Raw genomic sequence first — 20331 nt, forward strand, 5'->3', positions numbered from 1 at the left:
CGTCGCGCCTTGCTGGACGGGCGCCTGACCGCTCTCGGTGCGACACGCACTTCTCCCACGGGCTGCTAGGTCCCCCGCACCTGGATGTCGACGCCGGTCGGGCTGGTATGGCGCCCGCCGCCCGCGGCCGAAGTCCAGGCGAGGTGGTCGATCGCCCGACCCGCCGTCGGCTCCAGTGCGTCGTCGGTCTGCCGGAACAGCACCCGCATGGTGCCGTAGTTGACGGCGAGCAGGACGTCCTTGAAGGTCTCGGCCGGACCGGGGACGTGTTCCAGCAACCAGGAGCGGTCCTCCTCGCAGTCCGGTCCCAGGATGTGGACGTGGTGGAAGCCGGGGTGCTTCGCGTCCTCGAGGAGTTCGATCTTCGCGCCCCAGGGATCCGTCACGAACGAGATGTAGAGCTTCGCCGGCCCGAAGTGCCGGGGTTCCCAGAACTCCGTAGCGCCATCGGCGAGCATCGCGGCGTGGAGATCGTCCAGGTTGTCGACGGACCAGCCCGAGTGATCAAGTCCGGTGCCGATGCTGGGGCCGGGAGTCTCGGCGCCGCGCCAGTGGAGGTCCGCCGTGCCGTTGCCGGCCCGGAAGCGGGCGGCGGCGCCGTCCGCGCTTGCCAGGAGTTCGCCGCCGAAGTGCCGCGCATACCAGTCGGCGGCGGCAGCGGGATCGGAGGCGTTCAGCGCCAGGCGGTCAAATCGGCAGGTATCGGTCATGGCCGGAGGCTCCTCGGGCTTGGGTGACGGCGGAGAGGGAAGGGCGGTGATTGTGTCACCGATCGGCGGTGCCCCGCGGGTTTCGACCGATCGGGCGTAAGCTGTGTCCCGTGAGAGGGATGCGGTGCGGCAGCCCGCCATGACGACGCCGGCCAGGGATCGCGAGGCGCTATCGGGCGTCGTCGAGCGGGTCGTCTTCCACAATCCGGACAACGGATTCGCGGTGCTCCGCATACGGGTACGGGGCAGCTTCCAGTTGACGACCGTGGTGGGACGGCTGCCACTGGTCTCACAGGGGGAGACGATCCAGGCGTCCGGCTCGTGGAAGAACGACCCCAACCACGGGGTCCAGTTCCAGGCCGAGCGGCTTGCTGTATCGCCGCCCGATTCGCTGGACGGCATCCGTCGCTACCTCGGTTCGGGCAAGGTGCATGGCGTCGGCCCCAAGATGGCGAAGCGCCTCGTCAAGGCGTTCGGCGAGGACGTGTTCGACATCATCGAGAACGAGCCTGAGCGCCTGGTGGAGGTTCCCGGCATTGGTCCCAAGCGGGCGAAGAGTCTGAGCGAAGGATTCAGGGACCAGAAGGCTGTGCGGGACATCATGGTCTTCCTGCAGACGCACGGCCTCGGCTCGGCACGGGCGGCCCGGATCTATAAGTCCTACGGCGCCGACGCGGCGACGTTGCTCACGGAGGATCCGTACCGGTTGGCGAGGGACATCCGCGGCATCGGCTTCAGGATCGCGGACAGCATCGGCGCCAGTCTGGGCAAGGACCGCGAGGGTCTGCCGCGTGCGCGGGCCGGCCTCGGCTACACGCTGGAGCAGGCGCGAGGCGCCGGACACTGCGGGCTTCCCCGGAACGAGCTCCTCGAACAGGCGCAGGAACTGCTGAAGATCCCGGAGGAGATTCTGACCACCGCGCTGTCGGACGAACTGAACGCCGGGCGGCTGGCTGTCACGCGTCTGAACGGCGAAGAGGCCGTATTCCTGCCGCCGCTGCTGTCGGCTGAGCGCGCCATCGCCCGCCGGCTGGGGGAGCTGATTCGGGCCGACCCGCCGTCCTGGGCCGATATCGAAGCCACGAAAGCCCTGGCGTGGGTGGAGCAGCGTCTCGACGTGACGCTCGCGCCGACCCAGCGCGCCGCGGTGGAGACGAGCCTCTGTTCGCGCGTCGCCGTGATTACCGGTGGCCCGGGGGTTGGCAAGACGACTCTGGTCAACGCTCTGCTGCGGATCCTGAAGACCCGCAATGTGCGCTGCGCGCTCTGCGCGCCTACGGGTCGGGCGGCCAAGCGGCTCGGCGAGAGCACCGGTGAGACGGCGAGGACAATCCACCGGCTGCTGGAGATCGACCCGTCGAGCGGCGCCTTCCGCCGCGGCCGCCTGCGCCCGCTCGATTGCGGCCTGCTGGTCGTCGACGAATCCTCCATGGTAGACGTCGAGCTGATGGCGGCACTGCTCCAGGCGCTGCCGGCGGAGGGGTCGCTGCTGCTGATCGGCGACGCGGACCAGTTGCCCTCGGTCGGCCCGGGCCAGGTGCTGCGGGACCTGATCGACTCAGGCGCCATCCCGGTAGCGCGTCTTCGGGAGATCTTCCGGCAGGCCGACAACAGCCGGATCGTGCGCAACGCGCATCGCGTGAACCGGGGCTACCTGCCGGCGCTCGAGTCCGCGCGAGGCGAACTGAGCGACTTCTACTTCGTGCCGGCAGAGGACGCCGAGGACGGCCAGCGCAAGGTAGTGGAAATCGTCGCCGGGCGGATCGGCCGTCGGTTCGGTCTCGATCCGATCCGCGACGTCCAGGTCCTGTCGCCGATGAACCGCGGTCCACTGGGCGTACGGACCTTGAATGTGACCCTGCAGGCCGTGCTGAACCCGGCGCCGGAGTCAGGCGCCGTCGAGGTCGAGCGCTTTGGTTGGAAGTACCGCGCCGGCGACAAGGTGATGCAGACCGAGAACGACTACGACAAGGACGTGTTCAACGGCGACCTCGGCCGCATCCAGTCGATCGACCCGGGCGCCGAGAAGATGACGATCGCCTTCGACGGCCGCCCCGTCGAGTACCGCTTCAGCGACCTGGACCGCCTCATGCTGGCCTACGCGGTCACCGTCCACAAGTCGCAGGGCTCCGAGTACCCGGCGGTCGTCGTGCCGGTAACGACGCACCACTACGTCATGCTGCGCCGCAACCTGCTCTACACGGCGATCACCCGCGGCCGGAAGCTCGTCGTCATCGTCGGCCAGAAGTGGGCTCTCCAGAAAGCCGTCGAGGAAGCCTCCGACCTGCGCCGCTACTCGACGCTGCGCGAGCAACTGACGGCGCTGCCGTCCGGGAGCTAGCCGTCTGCCGCCCGCTCGCGCGGCAGCCGAATCTCGCTTACCAACTGCTGCACCTCATCCGGCGGCGGCTTCGTGAACCGGCTGACGATGATGGCAAGAGCGAAGTTGATCAGCATGCCGACGGCGCCGATGCCCTCGGGGCTGATGCCGAACAGCCAGTCCTCGGCGGTCGCTTCCGGCCGGATCAGGCGGAAGTAGACGATGTAGGCGCCGGTGAACAGGATGCCGCTGCTCATGCCGGTGATCGCGCCCTCCTTCGTTGTGCTCTTGGTGAAGATGCCGAGTACCAGGACGGGGAAGAAGCTGGACGCGGCGAGTCCGAAGGCGAAGGCCACAACCTGGGCGACGAAGCCGGGCGGCGAGATGCCGAAGTAGGCGGCGACGACCACCGCGACGGAAGCGGTCACGCGCGCGAGCAGGAGTTCCCTGCGCGAACTCATGTCCTTCCACAGGATCGACTTGCCGATGTCGTGGGAGATCGCCGACGCGATGACCAGCAGGAGACCGGCCGCGGTCGACAGCGCCGCCGCGAGTCCGCCGGCGGCGACCAGGGCGACCACCCACGCCGGCAGCTCGGCGATCTCCGGGTTGGCGAGGACCATGATGTCCTGGTCGACGGTCAGCTCGTTGGCCCCGTCGGACATATCGATCACCCCGTCGCCGTCCTGGTCGTCGAACGAGATCAGGCCGGTGGTCTCCCAGCTCCTGAACCACTCCGGCACCTCGCTGTAGCTCGTGTTGTGCAGCGTCGAGATCAGGTTGACGCGGGCGAAGGCGGCGACGGCGGGCGCCGTGGTGTAGAGCAGACCGATGAAGACCAGCGCCCAGAGCGCGCTCCAGCGCGCCGCGCGGGCGCTGCGCACGGTGTAGAAGCGGACGAGCACATGGGGGAGTCCGGCGGTGCCGACCATCAGCGCCAGCGCGATCGCGGTGACGTCGATCATGCTCTTCTTGCCCGGCACGAAGGCTGCCGTGTACTCGGGCAGGCGGAGTTCCCGGTGCAGCGCGTCCAGCGCCTCGAGCAGGAAGACGCCGGCCTGCTGGCCTTCCTGCACCGTGCCGCCGAACCCGAACTGCGGGATCGGATTCCCGGTGATCTTCCACGAGATGGCCGCGGCCGGAATCAGGAAGGCGACGATCAGGACGCAGTACTGGGCGACCTGCGTGTAGGTGATGCCTCTCATGCCGCCGAGCACGGCATAGAAGAAGACGATGACCACGCCGATGATCACGCCCCAGTGGACCTCGACTTCCAGGAAGCGCGAAAAGACGACCCCGACGCCGCGCATCTGGCCGGCGATGTAGGTGAACGAGACGAAGATGGTGCAGGCGGCTGCCACCAGCCGGGCGGCGTCGGAGTAGTAGCGGTCGCCGACGAACTCGGAGGTCGTGAACTTGCCGTACTTGCGGAGGTATGGGGCAAGCAGGAGCGCCAGCAGGACGTAGCCGCCGGTCCAGCCCATCAGGTAGATGGTGCCGGTGTAGCCCATGAAGGAGATGAGGCCCGCCATCGAGATGAAGGAGGCCGCGCTCATCCAGTCGGCGCCCGTCGCCATGCCGTTGGCCACGGCCGGCACGCCGCGACCGGCGACGTAGAAGCCCGACGTGGTCCTGACGCGGCTCCACCAGGCGATGCCGATGTACAGCGCGAAGGTCGCTGTGACGATCAGGTAGGTCCAGGCCTGAACGTTCATCGCGGCGGTCGGCGGGCGTCAGAGTCGGGCGTCTGCGACCGGCTCAGTCGACGCCGTAGCGGCGGTCGAGCCGGTCCATCATCGCCGCGTAGACGAGGATCAGGACGATGAAGACGTAGATCGACCCCTGGTGCGCGAACCAGAACCCGAGCGGGAAGCCGCCGAGTTGGGCGCCGTTCAGCGGCTCGACCAGGAAGATGCCGAGGACGTAGGAGCAGACGAACCAGATGGAGAGCAGGATCGCCATCAACCGCAGGTTTGCCCGCCAGTAGGCCGAAGGGTCGGGTTGTTCGCTCAAGAGCCGGCATAGTACACCGTCGCCACTTACACTCTTGTACCGACATGACCGACCGCACCACCGGAGCCTTTCTCCATGCCGTCTCCTGGCTGATCCGCCTGCTGCCGGTTGGTTTGTTCGGGCCTGCTTCCGGCCTTCTCGCGCACCTGCGGGGCGTGACGCCGCGCGACGTCCGGTTGATGCGGCAGAACCTCGCGGTCGTACTGCGGCTGCCTCCGGGGTCGCCGGAGGCGCGTGACCTGGAATGGCGCTGCGTGCGCCACCAGATCGTGGCGGCCCTCGAGACGGTCCGGATCAGCTTCGACCGGAAACGGCTCGACGTCGCGTCGATGGATGGCTTCGACGATCTGCGGGAACTGATGGCCGATGTCGAGGAGCACGGCCGCGGTCAGGTGCTGGTCACCGGTCACCTGGGCGCCTGGGAACTGCTGGCCCAGAGCACTGTCCGCGCCTCCTCGTCGCCGGTCTGCGCGGTGGCCAAGCCATCGCGCGCCAGGGCGGCGTCCGCGTTCGTCGAGCGGATGCGCGCCCGGGCCGGGGTCCGGGTGATCTGGAGCGGTCGGACGTCCCTCCTGCGGGACATGCTGAGCTGCCTCAAACGCCGGGAAACCCTGATCATGGTCGTCGACCAGAGACCCGACCAGAGGCGCGGCCCGGAGGTGGACTTTCTGGGTCGCCGCACCGTGTTCGTCGGCGGTCCCGCGGCGCTGGCGGCCAAGCGCGACTGTCCGCTGATCGCCGCTTTCTGTATCCGCGAAGGGCCCTTCAGCTACCGCCTGGAGAGCGAGATGCTGCGCCGGCCCGGCGGCTCGCGCGATCCGGTGGAGTTGTCGCAGAGAATCGCGGCTGCGATCGAACGGAGAGTACGGGTGCAGCCGGAGCAGTGGATGTGGAACTACCGGCGATGGAACTACGATGCGGAGGAACTGGCCGCCGTGGGCCTGGGGCGTACCGATTCCGGGCAAGCGGTATGAGGAACTGACCATGACGACGAATCAACGAAGACGGATGACGGCACCGAGTGTCGGAGCGCTCCTGGCCGCGGCTTGCATGGCGACGCTGCCGGTCGTGGCGCCGGCCCGGGCGGACGAGCGGCCGAACATCGTCTTCATCCTGATCGACGACCAGCGCTTCGACGCGGCGTCCGCGCTCGGCCACCCGTTCCTCGAGACGCCTCATCTCGACCGCCTGATCGAGCGCGGCGTGCTGTTCGAGAACGCCTTCGTGACGACCTCTCTGTGCTCGCCGAGCCGCGCTTCGATCCTCACCGGGCAGTACGCCCACCGGCACGGCGTGCTCGACAACCGCACCCGGTTGAATCCGGACACGCCGACCTTCCCGCAGGAACTCCAGGGTGCGGGCTACCGAACCGCCTTCGTCGGCAAGTGGCACATGGGGGGTACGTCCGACGCCCCCCGACCCGGATTCGATCGCTGGGTCTCGTTCCCGGGCCAGGGCCTCTACTACAACCAGACCTTCAACGTCGACGGCGAACGGGTGCCGCGGCAGGGCTACACGACGGACCTGATCACGGACTACGCGCTGGACTTCCTGGCCGGCGCCGAAGGGGAGGAGGCGCCGTTCCTGCTCTATGTGTCGCACAAGGCCGTGCATGCGTCGTTCCGGCCGGCGGAACGCCATCTCGGCAGCTATGCCGGGCAGCGGTATCCACCGCCGGTGACGATGCCGAACCGGCACGAGAACTACGAGGGCAAGCCGAACTGGGTCGAGGCGCAGCGGCGGAGCTGGCACGGCGTCGACGGCTTGTACGACAACTCGGTCGACTTCCAGCAGTTCGCCGTGGACTACGCGGAGACGATGCGCGGCGTGGACGACAGCGTGGGCCGGATCGTCGGAGCGCTGGAGGAGCGGGGCCTGCTGGAAGAGACCCTGCTCGTCTTCACGTCGGACAACGGCTTCCAGTTCGGCGAACACGGTCTGATCGACAAGCGGACGATGTACGAGGCGTCGATCCGGGTGCCGCTGGTGGTGATGGCGCCGTGGCTCGGCGGCGGCGCCGGGGGCCTCAGGCGTCCCGAGATGATCGTCAACCTCGACTTCGCCCCCACCTTCCTCGAGGCCGCGGGGCTGGAGGTCCCTGGAACGGTTCAGGGTCGGTCCTTCTTCGGCCTGCTCGAGGCCGGTCCCGGCGCCGAGCGGCCGCCGTGGCGCGACGCCTTCCTCTACGAGTACTTCTGGGAGCGGAGCTTTCCCCAGACGCCCACCGTGCTGGGGGTTCGCACCGATCGCTACAAGTTCATGCGCTTCCACGGCGTCTGGGATCGCTACGAGCTCTACGACGTGCAGGCGGACCCGGAGGAGCGGCGCAATCTCCTGGGCGGCTTCATCACCCGTCACGGCGCCGGCAACGTCGAGACCCGGCTTCGGGTGGCGGCCGCGAACGCCGCCCGGAACCCCCGCGACGACTGGGCCCGCGACGTGCTGGAACTCAAGGCGCTCTTTGACCGGCTCTCGGCACGGCTCGATGAGCTTCTGGACGAGACGGGCGCGTTGCGCGAGCCGAGCTGGCTGCCGTCCCGCTAGAGCTTGCGCAGCCGGATCCGCCGCACGGCGTGGTCCGGCGCTTTCTCCAGGATCAGATCCGCCCGCTCGCGGGTCGGCAGGATGTTCTGGACCAGGTTCGGTTCGTTGATCGTCTTCCAGATGCCCCGGGCGGTGTCGATCGCGTCCCTCTCGCTCAGGCTGGCATAGCGGTGGAAGTAGGCGTCCGGATCCCGGAACGCCGTGTCGCGGAAGGTCAGGAACCTCTCGACGTACCACCGCTCGATGACTTCCGTCTCGGCGTCGACGTAGATCGAGAAGTCGAAGAGGTCGGAGAGCATGAGCCGGCTGTTCCGCGAAGGCGACTGGGAGCGGGCCTGCAGCACGTTCAGGCCCTCGAGGATCACGATGTCGGGCTGGTCGACGACCTCGGTGACACCGGGAAGGATGTCGTACGAATGGTGCGAGTACACGGGATGCTCGACTCTCCGCTCACCCGACTTGACCTGGAGCACGAAGTTCACCAGCGTGCGCAGGTCGAAGCTCTCCGGGAAGCCCTTGCGGTCCATCAGGTCCCGCTCTTCCAGGACCGCGTTGGGATGGAGGAAACCGTCGGTCGTCACCAGGTCGACCTGGGGGTGGTTCGGCCAGCGGGCGAGCAATTCGCGGAGGATACGTCCGGTGGTGCTCTTGCCGACCGCGACGCTGCCGCCGATTCCGATGATGTAGGGCACCTTGGCCGTCAGGCCTCCCAGAAACGTGCTGCTGGCCCGGTAGAGATCCTGCGTGGCGCCGACGTAGAGATTGAGCAGCCTCGACATCGGCAGGTAGATCTGCGCGACCTCCTCGAGCGAGACCTGCTCGTTGATGCCGCGCAGGCGCTCCAGTTCCTTCTCGGAGAGCGGCAGCGGCGTTTCAGCCCGCAGCCGTCCCCACGCCTCCTCGTCGAAGGGGACGTAGATCGAATCCGTGAGGCTGTCGACCCTGTGGTTGGTCAAGAGACTCCCAGGCGGAGAACTGTGGGGCGACTCAGCCGAGCTGTTCGATGACCGCTTCGGCGCCGCTGACGCCGACTTCACCGGCCGGCTCGACGCCGAGGTAGGTCACCACGCCGTCGTCGACGATCGCTGCGTAGCGTTTCGACCTGGTTCCCATGCCGAAACGCGAAGCGTCGAGTTCGAGCCCGATCCTCGAGGTGAACTCGCCATTGCCGTCGGACAGCAGGACGATGTCGTCGGGGATGCTTCGCGCCTTGCGCCACTCGTTGATCACGAAGACATCGTTGACGGCGAGGCAGGCCACGGTGTCGACGTTGGCCGACTTGATCGCCGCGAGGTTCTCGATGAAACCCGGCATGTGGACCTCCGAGCAGGTCGGGGTCATCGCGCCGGGCACCGCGAAGAGAACGACCTTCTTGCCCTCGAACAGCTCGCGGGTCGAAACGTCGACGATGCCGTTCTGGGTCATCTGCTTGAAACTGGCTTCCGGGATCGGGTCCCCGATCTTGATGCTCATGGATTGCTCTCTCGTGTTCTTGGTCCTGGGGGGGCGGCAGTATAGCTTCGATCCCGATGCTCGCTACGACCGCGGCGAAAGGCGTTCGCAAGGTGCTCAGCCTGGCGGTCGCCACGGCGATCCTGGCCGGCGCCTGTGCGCGCCCTTCCGGCAGCGGCGCCGAAGCGGAGGGCGGCACGCCGCTCGACCTGACGGGCGATCACGCGCACTACCTGCGGAGCGTTGAGGGCGCCCGGCTCGAACTGGTCGAGCCCGGCACCGACGGTGCCTGGCGTGAGATTCGAGGCGGCGGGAGGGTGGTGAGGTTGACGGCGCCGCCCGAGCGGATCGCTTCGCGGACGCTGGCGACCGACGAGATCCTGCTGGAGATCGCGGAACCGGAGCGGATCGTGCTCCTGTCGCCGTTCGCCGGCGACCCGCAGTTCAGCGCCAGCGCGGACCGGGCCCGGCGTCTTGGGCGGGTCGGCGGCTTCAGCACGGAGGAGATCCTGGCGGCCTCCCCCGATCTGGTGTTCGCCGCGAGTTTCAACACGCAGGAAACCCTCGCTCAACTGGAGGCCGCGGGCGTGCCGGTCGTCGTCCTGCTCAATCACGAGAGCCTTGCGGCGATCGCGGAGAACATCCGCATCGTCGGTTTCGCGATCGGCCGCGACCGTGAGGCGGAGCGGCTCGTCGAGTCGATGCAGTTGCGGCTTGCCGAGACCCGCGCTCGGGCCGCGTCGCGGGTCGCCGGCCTGCGTATCGTCCACTGGAGCGGGGGCGTCGTGCTGGGCAGCCGGACCGTCTTCGACGATGCCGTGCGCTACCTCGGCGCGGTGAATCTGGCCGCCGAGAACGGTCTCGAGGGCTGGCCCCGGATCAGTGCCGAGCAGGTCGTGATCTGGGACCCGGACGTCATCTTCACGGACTCCTACGGGGCCAACGACGCCGGCGTGGGCACACTGGACGGCACGCGGGCGGCCCGGCTCGGCAATCTGGAGTCCCTCGACGGGAGGGATATGGCGGCGATCTCGCATCACGTTGCCGGCATGGTCGACCGGCTCGCGGACGCACTCGTGCGGGCGTCGGAGCGGATCGAGGCCGCGGGCGCCGGGAAGCCCGTGGCTGCGGCGGAATGAGGATCGCCTTCGCCGGGAATCGGGCCGGGTTCTGGTGGTACATGGCCGCCGGTGCGGTGCTGCTCCTGGCGTTCGCCGGCATCGGCCTGTTCCGGGGGGCTGTGGCTATCGACGAAGGCGACGTGCTGGCGGTCCTTGCGCGCCACCTGCTTCCCGGCGAGAGGGCCGCCGACCCGAGCGTGGACACGATCGTCTGGTCGCTTCGGGCGCCCAGGGTGGTCGTGGCGGCGATGGTCGGCGGTTGTCTGGCCCTGGCCGGCGCCCAGATGCAGGGGCTCTTCCGCAATCCCCTGGCGTCGCCCGGGATCGTCGGCACGAGCACCGGCGCCGCCGCCGGCGCGGTCTTCGCCCTGACCTTCGGGTTGGCCGGCACCTTCCTGCTCGCCGCCCCGCTGTTCGCGGTCGCGGGCGCGCTGCTTTCGCTTCTGATCGTCACCCGGATTGCGACCCGTGACGGATACACGCCGGTTACCACCCTGCTGCTGGCCGGCGTCGCCCTGAACGCGCTGCTGGCCGCCTTCAATTCGTGGCTCATCGCCCGTTCCTGGGAGCAGTACGAGGCGGCCCGCCGCATCGCCTACTGGATGATGGGCGGCGTTACCGACCGCGGCTGGGTCCATGTCGGGATGGTGCTGCCTGGGATGGTGATCGGCTGCGCCATGGCGGTCTGGTTCGCGCGCGACCTCGACCTGCTGCTCGAGGGTGAGGAAGTGGCCGCCTCGCTCGGCGTCGACATCGAGAAGACGAAGCGGGCGGTGCTCTGGAGCGCCGCGATCCTCACCGGCAGCGCGGTCGCGGTCAGCGGCGTGGTCGGTTTCGTGGGTCTCGTCGTACCGCACCTCGTGCGCCTCCTGCTGGGCCCGGTGCACCGCCGCCTGCTGCCGGCGGCTTTCCTTACCGGAGCCTGGTTCGTCGTCGGCGCCGACCTCCTGGCGCGGACCCTGGTGGCCCCGGAAGAGGTATTCCTGGGAGTGGTCACCGCCTTCGTCGGCGCCCCGTTCTTCCTGTTCCTGCTGGTTCGCCACGAGAGTGAAGTGGCGGTGTCCCGATGATGGAAGTGAGGGGCTCCGCGCGCCGGGCGCCGCGGCTCGAGCTCGTCGACGGCGGCGTCGAGCGCCGGGGACGGTGGCTGCTGCGCGACGTCGACCTCGCCATCGAGCCGGCCATGCTGACCTCCGTCGTGGGGCCGAACGGCGCCGGCAAGTCGACCCTGCTGCGGCTTCTGAGCGGTACCTGGCGCCTGACGGAAGGCAAGGCCCTGCTGGGGGGCTTCGATCTGTCGGCGTTGCCGCGCCGGCAGGCGGCCCGGCGGGTGGCCTACGTGCCGCAGACGGTCCGCCCGACCTTTGAGTTCACGGTGCGGGAGTTCGTCACCCTGGGCCGCTATCCGCACGAAAACCGCCTGTTCGGCACCCGTTCCGCCGACCGCGGATGGATCGACCGCTGCCTGGACGACACGGACGTTCTGGCGCTCGCCGACCGACGGGTGACGACGTTGTCGGGAGGCGAGTTGCAGCGCGTGTTGATGGCGCGCTGTCTGGCCACCGAGGCCGAGGTCCTGCTGCTTGACGAACCGACCTCGAACCTCGATCTCGCCCACGGTCTCGACCTGCTGGGGCTGGCGCGCAACCTGGTCGATGAAGGTCGCTCCGTCGTGCTGGTGTTGCACGATCTGAACGCCGCCGCCCGTTTCGCCGATCGAGTGGCGGTCCTTGACGGCGGCGCCCTGATCGCGGAGGGTCCGCCGGCGGAAGTGCTGAACCCGGACCTGCTGCGCCGCGTGTTCCGGGTCGAGGCGGTGCCGCTCGAAGGATCCGCGGTGCCCGTGTTCGACTTCGAGCCGTTGCGGTAGCGCTACAGGCGCACCAGGTAGCTCTGCCGCCCCTCCAGCACCCGCTCGCCCCGCTGGTTGTCGATCTCGCTCTCCAGCACGATGACGCCGGTTGACCGCTGGCGCTTCAGCTCCGCGATGCGTAGCGTCGGGTACAGCGTGTCCCCCGGATACACCGGCTTCAGGAACCGGCATGACTGGTCGATGTAGCCGACCATGGCCCGTCCGACCACGTCGGCGAAGGTGCCGGATCCGGCGGCGGTGTAGCAGAGCACCTGGAGACCGTGGGCGAGCAGCCCGTCGTGGCCCTGGGACCGGCAGTATTCGAGGTCGTAGTGGATCGGGTGGTTGTCTCCCGAGATTGCCTGGAACGCCGCGAAGTGGGCGTCGGTCACCGTGCGGCTGGGCAGCGGGAAGGTCTCGCCAACCTTCAGCTCGTCGAACGGCCTGACCGGGACCAGGCCGCGTTCTTCAGCCACCGAACACCCGGGTCAGGGCTTCGGCCGCCTGCGCCGTCTCCTCCGGGCTCACGTCGCGGTGGGTGACCAGCCGGATATGGATCGGGCTAACGTCCAGGCAGAGCACGTTCTCGCGTGCAAGAGCTTCGACGCAATCCGGCGCGCTCCGGCCGGTCCCCTCGACCGAGAAGATGAGGATGTTCGTTCGCTGCTCGGCGATCAGGGCGACGCCGGGAAGATCGTTCAGGGTGTCCGCGAGCAGACGGGCGTTCTCGTGGTCCTGGACCAGCAGTGGCGGGCTCTCGTCGAGCGCGACCTCGGCGGCGGCGGCGAGCACGCCGACCTGGCGCATCTGGCCGCCGCACATCTGCCGGTAACGCCGGACGTTGCGGATGAAGTCGCGGGAGCCGGCGACGATGGAGCCGGCCGGCGCGCCCAGACCCTTCGAGAAGCAGAAGGAGAGCGAGTCGACGGGCCCCGCGGCCTCGGCCGGCGTGCAGCCGAGAGCGGTCGCGGCATTGAAGAGCCGCGCGCCGTCGAGGTGGACGCGCAGACCGCGGCGGTGCGCCAGGTCGCAGAGCGCCCGCGTGCGTTCCGGTTCATAGACGGTTCCGCCGGCGTGGTTGCAACTGTTCTCCAGGCAGAGCAGCCGGGTCGGAGCCGCGGTCGGGTGGTCGGGCTGAATCGCCGCCTCGACCTGTTCCGGCGCCAGGATGCCGCGGGCCGCCGCCGTCACCGCACGCGGCAGGAGTCCGCCGATGCCGGTGATGCCGTTGTTCTCGTGGTTGATGATGTGCGCGTTCGATTCGAGCAGCACCTCGCTGCCGCGGGGCAGCTCGTGCCCGAGCAGAGAGGAGAGATTGCCCTGGGTGCCGGAAGGGACGAACAGGGCCGCCTCCCGTCCGAGCAGGTCCGCCACGCGTTCCTGCAGGCGGTTGACCGTCGGGTCTTCGCGGAAGACGTCATCCCCGACCTCCGCGGCCGCCATCGCCCTGCGCATGGCGGGGGATGGCCGGGTCATCGTGTCGGAGCGAAGTTCCACCGGCATGGTGAGGTATTCCAGACTTCCGATCGATCCTGAAGTAGAGCGACCGGTCCCGATTGAGGCGAGTCATCATACTTGCGCGCGAATGGCCGACTCGCAGCACTCGCTCCCTCTCCCGCCGACGGATCCGGAGGTGGTTGCTGCCGCCGACCTGGGCTCCAACAGCTTTCATCTGGTCGTGGCCGAAGTTCGGGGTGGCCAGCTCGTGTTCGTCGACAGGCGAAAGGAGTTCGTGCGGCTCGCAGCCGGACTCGATGAGCGTAAACGCCTGACCCCGGAGGCGACGGCGCGGGCGCTCGACTGTCTCGGCCGCTTCGGTGAACGCGTGCGCTCGTTTCCTCCGGGAACGGTCCGGGTCGTCGGCACGAACACGCTGCGGCAGGCGCGCAACGCCCGCGACCTGCTGGAGGCGGCGCAACGATCGCTCGGCCATCCGGTGGAGATCGTGTCGGGCCTCGAGGAGGCGCGGCTGATCTACCTGGGCGTGTCGAGGAGCCTGGCCGGCGACGAACGGCGCCTGGTGGTGGACATCGGCGGCGGCTCGACCGAGCTGATCATCGGCGAGGGCTCGCGGCCGCTCGATCTCGAAAGCCTGTACATGGGTTGCGTCAGCTTCAGCCTGCGGCACTTCCCGAACGGCCGGGTGAAGGAGAAGCGGTGGCGTCGGGCGGAGATCGCGGCCCTGCAGGAGCTGGAACCGGTCGAGCGCCGTTTCCGGAACGGCGCCGGCTGGCGAGTCGCGGTCGGTTCGTCGGGGACCGTTCGCTCGGTGGCGGAAGTCGTGCAGGCGGCGGGCTGGTGCGAGCAGGGAATCACGCTCGAGGCCCTGCTGCGCCTTCGCGAACTGCTCCTCGAACGGGGAACCACGGTGCAGGGTGGCATCAAGGGCCTCAGCGACGGGCGGGCGCCGGTGTTCGCCGGCGGCGTCGCCGTGCTGCTTGCGGTGTTCAAGGCGCTGGGCATCGAGCAGATGCGAGTTGCCGGCGGCGCCCTGCGGGAGGGTGCCCTGTACGACCTGCTCGGCCGTCTGCACCACGAAGACACCCGGCACGCGGCCGTCGAGTCGATGGCCAGGCGCTATCACGTGCAGCCGGAGCAGGCGGAGAGAGTTCGGGAAACCGCGCTGCAGCTCCTGGGGCAGTGTGCCGAATCGTGGAATCTCACCGGGAAACTCCCGTGGCTCATGCTCTCCTGGGGGGCCCAGTTGCACGAGGTCGGCCTTGACATCAACCACGCCGGCTATCACAAGCACGGCGCCTACATCGTCGAGAACGCGGAGATGCACGGGTTCTCGCTCCAGGAACAACTGCTGCTGGCTTCGCTCGTGCGCAGCCACCGCCGCAAGTTCCCGCGCCAGATCTTCGATCGCCTTCCCTCGGGATGGAGGCAACCGGCCCGGCGCGGCGCCGTCCTGCTGCGGCTCGCGGCAGTGCTCCACCGGAGCCGGCGGGACGAACCACTGGCGGTCAAGCTCGAAGTCGACGGTCGTGATCTGAGGCTCGTGCTGCCCGCGGCCTGGCTGGAGAAGTCGCCCCTGACCAGGGCCGACCTGCGTCAGGAGGCCAGGTACCTCGCCGCTGCGAAGTATCGGTTGACGGTGGAGGAGGACGGCTGAGGAATGGCGCCCGCGGTTCGGCCCTAGGCCCCGGTGCTCGCGCACGCCGCCACGGCCGCTGCCATCTCGCCCATCGAGAAGAACACGAAGTCGGTGGTCGGCATCGTCTCGACACGTTCGGTAGCACCCCAGCTTCCGCCCTCGGAGAGGCGTTGCCGGTCGATCCAGGCGTTGGCGAGCCCGAACCGGTTCGCCGGCACATGGTCGTGGTGGAGGCTCTGCGCGGTGTGCAGGATGTCGGACCGGTCGAGTCCGAAGTCGGACTGGAGGTGCGCGACCAGGTACTCGAAGTTCGCGTCTGCCGGCTTGTAGGAGCCAACGTCCTCGGCCGTGTAGATCGCGTCGAACTCGACTCCGAGCTTGCGGTTCGAGCCGACGATGCCGTCCTTGTGAACGTTGGAGAGAATGACGAGCCGGAAGTGGCGCTTGAGGACCCGCAAGGCGTCCGCGGTGTCGGCGAACGCCGGCCAGTCTGGAACCGAGGCGCCGAACGCTTCATCGAGTTCCGGGTCCGTTTGCATGCCCAAGCGGTCGGCGATGCGTCCATGCACGCGAGCTAGCAGGTCGGAGTAGAGCAGATCAGGCGTCTCCCGCTCCTGAAGGCTCTCGCACTGCCCGAACGCAAGCAGCGCGGCGTCGCGGGTGACCTCGGCGTCGGGGTTCCGCATGATCAGCGGCTGCAAGGCGTCCCAGATGCCGGTCTCCCAGTCGATCAGGGTGCCGTAGCAGTCGAAGGTCAGGACGCGGTAGTCGGTGAGTCGTCGCACGGTCGGCCCCTTCGGGCGCGCCAGCGTATCGGCTGTTCCGGCATGCAGGTAACGGGTTGTCTGCCGAGTTCGCTGACGTCAACTGCCGCAGCGGTCGACTACCATGGCCGGCCAAGCTGCTTCAGCGGGAAGTGCGACGTCTGGCGTAGTACGTGTCTTGTACTACAATCCGGCGGTGATTCGGTCCTTCGCTGACAGCAAGACCCGGCGGCTGTTCGAGGAGGATCGCCAACGAGGATTCCGTGGCTTGGACTATGACCGTGCGTTGCTCCTTCTGGACACACTCGATGCGGCCCCGTCGCTCGACTCGCTCCGCGCCCTCCGGTCGGTTCGACTGCACGCCCTCAGCGGCAAGCGGAAGGGTACGAGTTCCATGACGATCAACGCGCGTTGGCGACTGACTTTCCGGTTCGCCAGGGGGAATGCTCAGGACGTCGCGATTGAGGACTACCACAAGGGGTGACGATGACCAGAGTGAAAAACCACCCGGGCCAGATTCTCAAGGCAGAACTCGAAGCTCGAGGACTGACTGCCAACCAACTGGCACTCGCGCTCCGAGTTCCAGCGAATCGAATCACGGCAATTCTCCGCGGGGAGCGTTCCGTTAGCGCGGAGACGGCAGTTCGCCTTGGGCGCTACATGGGCACGGGCGCGGTTCTGTGGATGAACCTCCAGGCTGCGTACGACGTGTCCGTTGTCGAGGCTAGGCAAGGTGCGGCGATCGATCGGGAAGTGCTGCCTGCTTCAGCGGCCTCCTCCGAGAGCAGATTGGCCGGGGCCAATCGCTAGCAGGCCCGCACGCCTGTCGAAGTCCAGCATCTTCAGGCGGCTTGGCGGAGCTCGATGGCGCTGCGGCGAAGCGCGCGGACTCGTTCAGCCAGCCTGCCGATCTCGCTTCTCAGGCTCTCGATGCTGCCTGACAGGTCGAGTGTGGCGATTTCGAGCTGCTTCCCGGCGTGGCGAACTCGATGCTCGACGTCGTCGGCCTCTCCTTCGGCGTAGACCAGCAGGCCTCCGGGCAGGTCGAGGGCGGTGGTGTAGGCGAGGAGCTGGTAGAGATCGGCGTTGGGCACATGGGCGTGCTTGACGCGCTTGTACTTTGCGTCGCCGACGAAGGTGCAGGTCAGGCCGTTCCACCAGGAGAGGTCCGGCTTGAGTCGCACCCGTCCTGCTGTATCGAGGTGGATTGGCGGCAATCGACGGTCTGACCGGAACGCGCGTTCGGATAGGCGGAGCTCCTCGCGTAGCGCCCGCGTCACGAACTCCTGGAAGACGTCGTTCATGTCCATCAGGAAGCCGTTCGCCCGCACGGCGCCGCGCGCGGCTTCAAAGGACGCGTGGCGAAGGATGAGCCGCGCGAGGGTGACCGCCTCCCGGTAGTGCTCATTCAGGCGGTCGAACTTGACCTCGGGGACGGCATTCGCCGGGAAGTCGACCAAGCTCACGTTGTCCAGTGTCGCGGCGACCCAGGCGAGATCGAGGCGCGACTGTGCTGAACGGATGCGAAGCTTGCCGAGACGGTCGGCCGCGGCCTTGACGAGTCGATTGGCGAGCACGTCGTCGGTGAAGTCGTCGTAGCGGACCTCGACCGGCAGGGGAACGCCGAACCGGCGGCGGATCTGGTCGGCGACGCGGATGCGTCCGCGGACCGTGTGCAGCGCTTCTTCTTGCGTGCGGTAGCCGTGGAGGAGTCCGCGAGCGAAGGCCCGGCGCGCGGCGCGTGTGAGCGCGGGCACGAGAGCTTCGATGAGCGTCTGTCGCCGAACGAAGTCGAAACGCTCTTCCCGGAAGTCGACGCCCATGGCGTAGGACGCCAGGTAGAGCACACGGCCGATGGGCAGCTTGGGTTCGATGGCGACGGAAAGGTCGCCGATCTCGAGCGCGCCGATCGTGGAACCGGGCCTGAGGTAGTACGCGTCGCTAGTCCCGGGCGCGGGTTCGATGCTCGCGAGGTGGGGCTTCAACCGGTCGCGTTCCCTGACCGAGAGCGCCACCGGCTCTTCGGTGGGGGTCCACTCGCGGAGGTCAAGATTCCGCATCGTCAGTCGCCCCGTCCTCTTCGTTGCCTCCCGGGTCGCCGGAGGGCGCCTCGGCGTTCGAGTTCGGGTCGCTGTCGGCAGCGTGGTCAGTGCCGTCGCCGCCAGCCACTTGGCGCAGCTTGTCGAGATCGAACTCGGCAAGCCGGTCCGTCTCACCGTATAGGTGCTCCTCGACGTACGGCAGGACGTTGTGTTCCCAGATGAGCCGGACCTTCTCCTCGTCGAGGTCCTCCTTCATGAAGTAGCTGGGTCCGATGGCCGCCTGCCGGTCGTTCAATCTGCTGTTCGCTCGCTTCATGACATCCGCCACCCAGGCCATGTCGGGCGACGAGTTCTTCTCCAGCCAGCGACCGAGTAGTCCCTCGACCGGCGGCTTGTCGGGATGGAACTCGACGAAGTGGAACCGTCGGCGCAGCGCCAGGTCGACCAGCGCGATCGAGCGGTCGGCCGTGTTCATCGTGCCGATGATGTAGAGATTCTCTGGCAGACTGAACGGCTCGTCCTCGGCCGAGGCGTACTGGAGCCTCATGTCTTCGTCGCGGTACTCGAGCAGGAAGTACAACTCGCCGAAGACCTTGGCCAGGTTGCCTCGGTTGATTTCGTCGATGATCAGGAAGTGTGGCGTGCCCGGCTCAGCACGGGCCCTTCTAGCGGCGTTGACCAGCGGGCCCTCGCGCAGCGCGAAGCCAGCTTGGCCCTCATCGGACAGCGTCGGCCGGTAGCCTTGAACGAAGTCCTCGTAGGCGTACGAAGGGTGGAACTGGACCAGAGTGACGCGCTCTTCGGAGTCGGCAAGGAAGCTCGCTAGTTCGCGGGCGGCGTAGGTCTTGCCCGTGCCGGGCGGCCCCTGGAAGATGACCTGACGTTTGTCGTCGAGGAGCGACGCTATCTTCCGGAGGTCTGCCTCGTTGTAAAGCAGATCGCGCGCGAGGTCCGAGAAATCGGCGTCCGCCAGCGTCTCACGGGACGCATCTGGAACCGGTTGAGGCTCGTCGTTGTCCGGATCGCCGTACCGTGCAAGGAACCGGTCGTAGTCCTGCTCCTTTCCGTGGAACGTGAAGTCGATCAAGGCGCTGGCCTCCCACGGACGATCTCCCGAATCGCGCGTGACCTTCCAGATTGTGCGAAGACCAGCGTAGAAGTACCACTCGTGGGGTGGTTCCACGGGCGTCCAGGTCACCCGGAGGTTGCGACCGTCTCCCTTGTTCTCGGTAACGACGCCGATCGCCTTGATCGCCATCGTGGAGATGTTCTTGCCTCGGTTCTCGAACGGGAGCCCCCGCTTCTTGACGAAGGTGGCCTTGATCGCGATTCGGTCTCCAGGCTCTATCGACTTGACAAGGTCCAGATACTTGTCCTCAAAGCCGTGCTGCCAGATGCCCTCCTGTACGAACCGGTTCGTCTGATCGCCTGCCTCCCAGAAAGCTCCCACGAACCAGCACGGCCGCTCTTCCGATCCTCGGCCACCGGCCATCGCGAACAGGACTGATTGAGCTTCGAGGCGATCCTTCGGTCGTTCTAGGCCTGCTCCGCGAGCGCGGTGTACGAGCTCATCGAGTAGTCCGAGCCCGTGTTCGTAGTGCGTCGCCTCGTCGCCTCCGGGAGCGGGCATCGGATGCCCGGTGCGTTCGTACGTCGCGTTGAACTCGGTGACTTTGTAGGGCGGGTACTGACGAGCGCCGCATGCCATCAGGAGAAGGGCGATCCATCTCAGGCGGGTACCAGTGCCGCGGGTGGGCGCCTGCCGGCCGCTGGGCAAGCTCTCGGGAACCAGGGGCGTGAACGCCCGGATTCGATCGGCTATCGACAGCCCCGCGTCCTCGGCCCAGATGACTCGCAGAGCTTCGCGAGCTCCCTCCGGCTGCTCCTGGAACCAGTTGCGCAGGCCGGTCTTATCGTAGGTGGAGGTGAGGTTGTTTCCTATCGCTCTCGCGACGATGTCGAGGCAGTTCTCGTCGCCCTCCAGAACGGCTCGGCGGGCCTCCTGAAGCTGTCGCTCGATAGCGAGCTTGTACTCGACCTCTTGGCTATCCAGAAGGCCGCTCTCGAGGTAGCGGCGGACCTCCTCCAGGTACGGCTTCCATTTCTTCGTTGCCGCTGCCTTCTTCCCCATCCTCTTGTAGGCGTCAGGCCCATGACGTTCCCGGATCGTCTCGACCGCTTTGTTGGCCGCCTTCCTCCCGGCGTCCGGATCTTCCGCCCTTCGCGTCGCCCACGCCTTGTCCGCAGGGCCTTGCGGTCCGTTCGTATCGTCTCGGCCTGCCATCGTCGCTCCCAGTTGTGCGCCGTCTGTGCCTTCCAGGTCGTCGCGGTTCGCGGCTTCGGCGTTCGGAGCCGCCTTGAGCGACGCGGGATGCTACTAGCTGGCGAGACCCTCAGGACCGCGCCGTTTCGTCAG

Annotated in this window: 19 protein-coding genes; 9 read left to right on the plus strand and 10 right to left on the minus strand. The window is 67.7% G+C overall.

All coding sequences use genetic code 11. From position 1 onward, the window contains the following. Positions 1 to 65 precede the first annotated feature (65 nt). Positions 66 to 710 (minus strand): VOC family protein, encoded by a 645-nt coding sequence (locus tag OXI49_03620; protein ID MDE2689576.1) that lies wholly within the window; start codon positions 708 to 710, stop codon positions 66 to 68. A 139-nt stretch (positions 711 to 849) separates the two neighbouring features. On the opposite strand from OXI49_03620, the gene OXI49_03625 reads away from it, so the two are divergent. After that, positions 850 to 3051: an ATP-dependent RecD-like DNA helicase gene (locus tag OXI49_03625; protein MDE2689577.1), complete on the plus strand. Its 2202-nt coding sequence runs from the start codon at positions 850 to 852 to the stop codon at positions 3049 to 3051. Here OXI49_03625 and OXI49_03630 read toward each other — a convergent pair. Both OXI49_03630 and OXI49_03635 read right to left on the minus strand, forming a co-directional pair. Then, on the minus strand, positions 3048 to 4745 hold the full coding sequence (locus OXI49_03630; GenBank protein MDE2689578.1) for a cation acetate symporter: 1698 nt from the start codon (positions 4743 to 4745) through the stop codon (positions 3048 to 3050). The genes OXI49_03625 and OXI49_03630 overlap by 4 nt on opposite strands. A gap of 43 nt (positions 4746 to 4788) precedes the next feature. After that, positions 4789 to 5043 (minus strand): DUF4212 domain-containing protein, encoded by a 255-nt coding sequence (locus OXI49_03635; protein MDE2689579.1) that lies wholly within the window; start codon positions 5041 to 5043, stop codon positions 4789 to 4791. A gap of 44 nt (positions 5044 to 5087) precedes the next feature. On the opposite strand from OXI49_03635, the gene OXI49_03640 reads away from it, so the two are divergent. Together OXI49_03640 and OXI49_03645 are read left to right on the plus strand one after the other, a co-directional pair. Next, positions 5088 to 6017: a lysophospholipid acyltransferase family protein gene (locus OXI49_03640; protein ID MDE2689580.1), complete on the plus strand. Its 930-nt coding sequence runs from the start codon at positions 5088 to 5090 to the stop codon at positions 6015 to 6017. 10 nt (positions 6018 to 6027) lie between these two features. Next, positions 6028 to 7587 carry a sulfatase gene (locus tag OXI49_03645; GenBank protein MDE2689581.1) on the plus strand — a complete coding sequence of 520 codons (1560 nt, stop codon included), beginning with the start codon at positions 6028 to 6030 and terminating at the stop codon, positions 7585 to 7587. On the opposite strand, the gene coaA is transcribed toward OXI49_03645, so the two are convergent. Together coaA and OXI49_03655 are read right to left on the minus strand one after the other, a co-directional pair. Beyond that, entirely contained in the window at positions 7584 to 8543 is a 960-nt protein-coding gene (gene coaA / locus OXI49_03650; protein MDE2689582.1) for a type I pantothenate kinase, read from the minus strand. The two genes, OXI49_03645 and coaA, sit on opposite strands and share 4 nt — an antisense overlap. A 31-nt stretch (positions 8544 to 8574) precedes the next feature. After that, entirely contained in the window at positions 8575 to 9060 is a 486-nt protein-coding gene (locus tag OXI49_03655) for a peroxiredoxin (GenBank protein ID MDE2689583.1), read from the minus strand. A gap of 56 nt (positions 9061 to 9116) precedes the next feature. Here OXI49_03655 and OXI49_03660 point away from each other — a divergent pair, with 56 nt between their 5' ends. Genes OXI49_03660 through OXI49_03670 form a run of 3 tightly spaced genes read left to right on the plus strand, consistent with a single transcriptional unit; the run spans position 9117 to position 12030 of the window. After that, positions 9117 to 10178 carry an ABC transporter substrate-binding protein gene (locus tag OXI49_03660; protein ID MDE2689584.1) on the plus strand — a complete coding sequence of 354 codons (1062 nt, stop codon included), beginning with the start codon at positions 9117 to 9119 and terminating at the stop codon, positions 10176 to 10178. Next, positions 10175 to 11230 carry an iron ABC transporter permease gene (locus OXI49_03665; GenBank protein MDE2689585.1) on the plus strand — a complete coding sequence of 352 codons (1056 nt, stop codon included), beginning with the start codon at positions 10175 to 10177 and terminating at the stop codon, positions 11228 to 11230. The genes OXI49_03660 and OXI49_03665 overlap by 4 nt, the downstream gene beginning before the upstream one ends. Continuing rightward, positions 11227 to 12030 carry an ABC transporter ATP-binding protein gene (locus OXI49_03670; GenBank protein MDE2689586.1) on the plus strand — a complete coding sequence of 268 codons (804 nt, stop codon included), beginning with the start codon at positions 11227 to 11229 and terminating at the stop codon, positions 12028 to 12030. The genes OXI49_03665 and OXI49_03670 overlap by 4 nt, the downstream gene beginning before the upstream one ends. 2 nt (positions 12031 to 12032) lie before the next feature. Here OXI49_03670 and OXI49_03675 read toward each other — a convergent pair whose 3' ends face one another. Together OXI49_03675 and OXI49_03680 are read right to left on the minus strand one after the other, a co-directional pair. Further along, positions 12033 to 12488 (minus strand): MaoC family dehydratase, encoded by a 456-nt coding sequence (locus OXI49_03675; protein ID MDE2689587.1) that lies wholly within the window; start codon positions 12486 to 12488, stop codon positions 12033 to 12035. Next, entirely contained in the window at positions 12481 to 13515 is a 1035-nt protein-coding gene (locus OXI49_03680; GenBank protein MDE2689588.1) for an aminotransferase class I/II-fold pyridoxal phosphate-dependent enzyme, read from the minus strand. Before OXI49_03680 ends, OXI49_03675 begins: the two co-directional genes overlap by 8 nt. Before the next feature lie 82 nt (positions 13516 to 13597). On the opposite strand from OXI49_03680, the gene OXI49_03685 reads away from it, so the two are divergent. Beyond that, complete coding sequence (locus OXI49_03685) at positions 13598 to 15127, plus strand: Ppx/GppA phosphatase family protein (GenBank protein ID MDE2689589.1); 1530 nt, start codon at positions 13598 to 13600, stop codon at positions 15125 to 15127. Between the two features lie 23 nt (positions 15128 to 15150). Here the strand turns inward: OXI49_03685 and OXI49_03690 are convergent, their stop codons facing one another. After that, positions 15151 to 15894 carry a haloacid dehalogenase gene (locus tag OXI49_03690; protein MDE2689590.1) on the minus strand — a complete coding sequence of 248 codons (744 nt, stop codon included), beginning with the start codon at positions 15892 to 15894 and terminating at the stop codon, positions 15151 to 15153. Between the two features lie 103 nt (positions 15895 to 15997). Between OXI49_03690 and OXI49_03695 the strand changes: the two genes are divergently transcribed. Both OXI49_03695 and OXI49_03700 read left to right on the plus strand, forming a co-directional pair. Next, the gene (locus tag OXI49_03695) at positions 15998 to 16357 is read left to right on the plus strand and encodes a type II toxin-antitoxin system RelE/ParE family toxin (protein MDE2689591.1); all 360 of its coding nucleotides are present in this window, start codon (positions 15998 to 16000) and stop codon (positions 16355 to 16357) included. A 2-nt stretch (positions 16358 to 16359) separates the two neighbouring features. Further along, positions 16360 to 16683 (plus strand): HigA family addiction module antitoxin, encoded by a 324-nt coding sequence (locus tag OXI49_03700; protein ID MDE2689592.1) that lies wholly within the window; start codon positions 16360 to 16362, stop codon positions 16681 to 16683. A 32-nt stretch (positions 16684 to 16715) separates the two neighbouring features. On the opposite strand, the gene OXI49_03705 is transcribed toward OXI49_03700, so the two are convergent. Both OXI49_03705 and OXI49_03710 read right to left on the minus strand, forming a co-directional pair. Next, a complete protein-coding gene (locus OXI49_03705; protein ID MDE2689593.1) occupies positions 16716 to 17933 on the minus strand; it encodes a restriction endonuclease in 1218 nt (405 codons plus the stop codon). Then, a complete protein-coding gene (locus OXI49_03710; protein ID MDE2689594.1) occupies positions 17920 to 20199 on the minus strand; it encodes an AAA family ATPase in 2280 nt (759 codons plus the stop codon). Before OXI49_03710 ends, OXI49_03705 begins: the two co-directional genes overlap by 14 nt. Positions 20200 to 20331: the final 132 nt, after the last annotated feature.

This window comes from Acidobacteriota bacterium (assembly GCA_028875725.1).
Taxonomy (GTDB): domain Bacteria; phylum Acidobacteriota; class Thermoanaerobaculia; order Multivoradales; family Multivoraceae; genus Multivorans.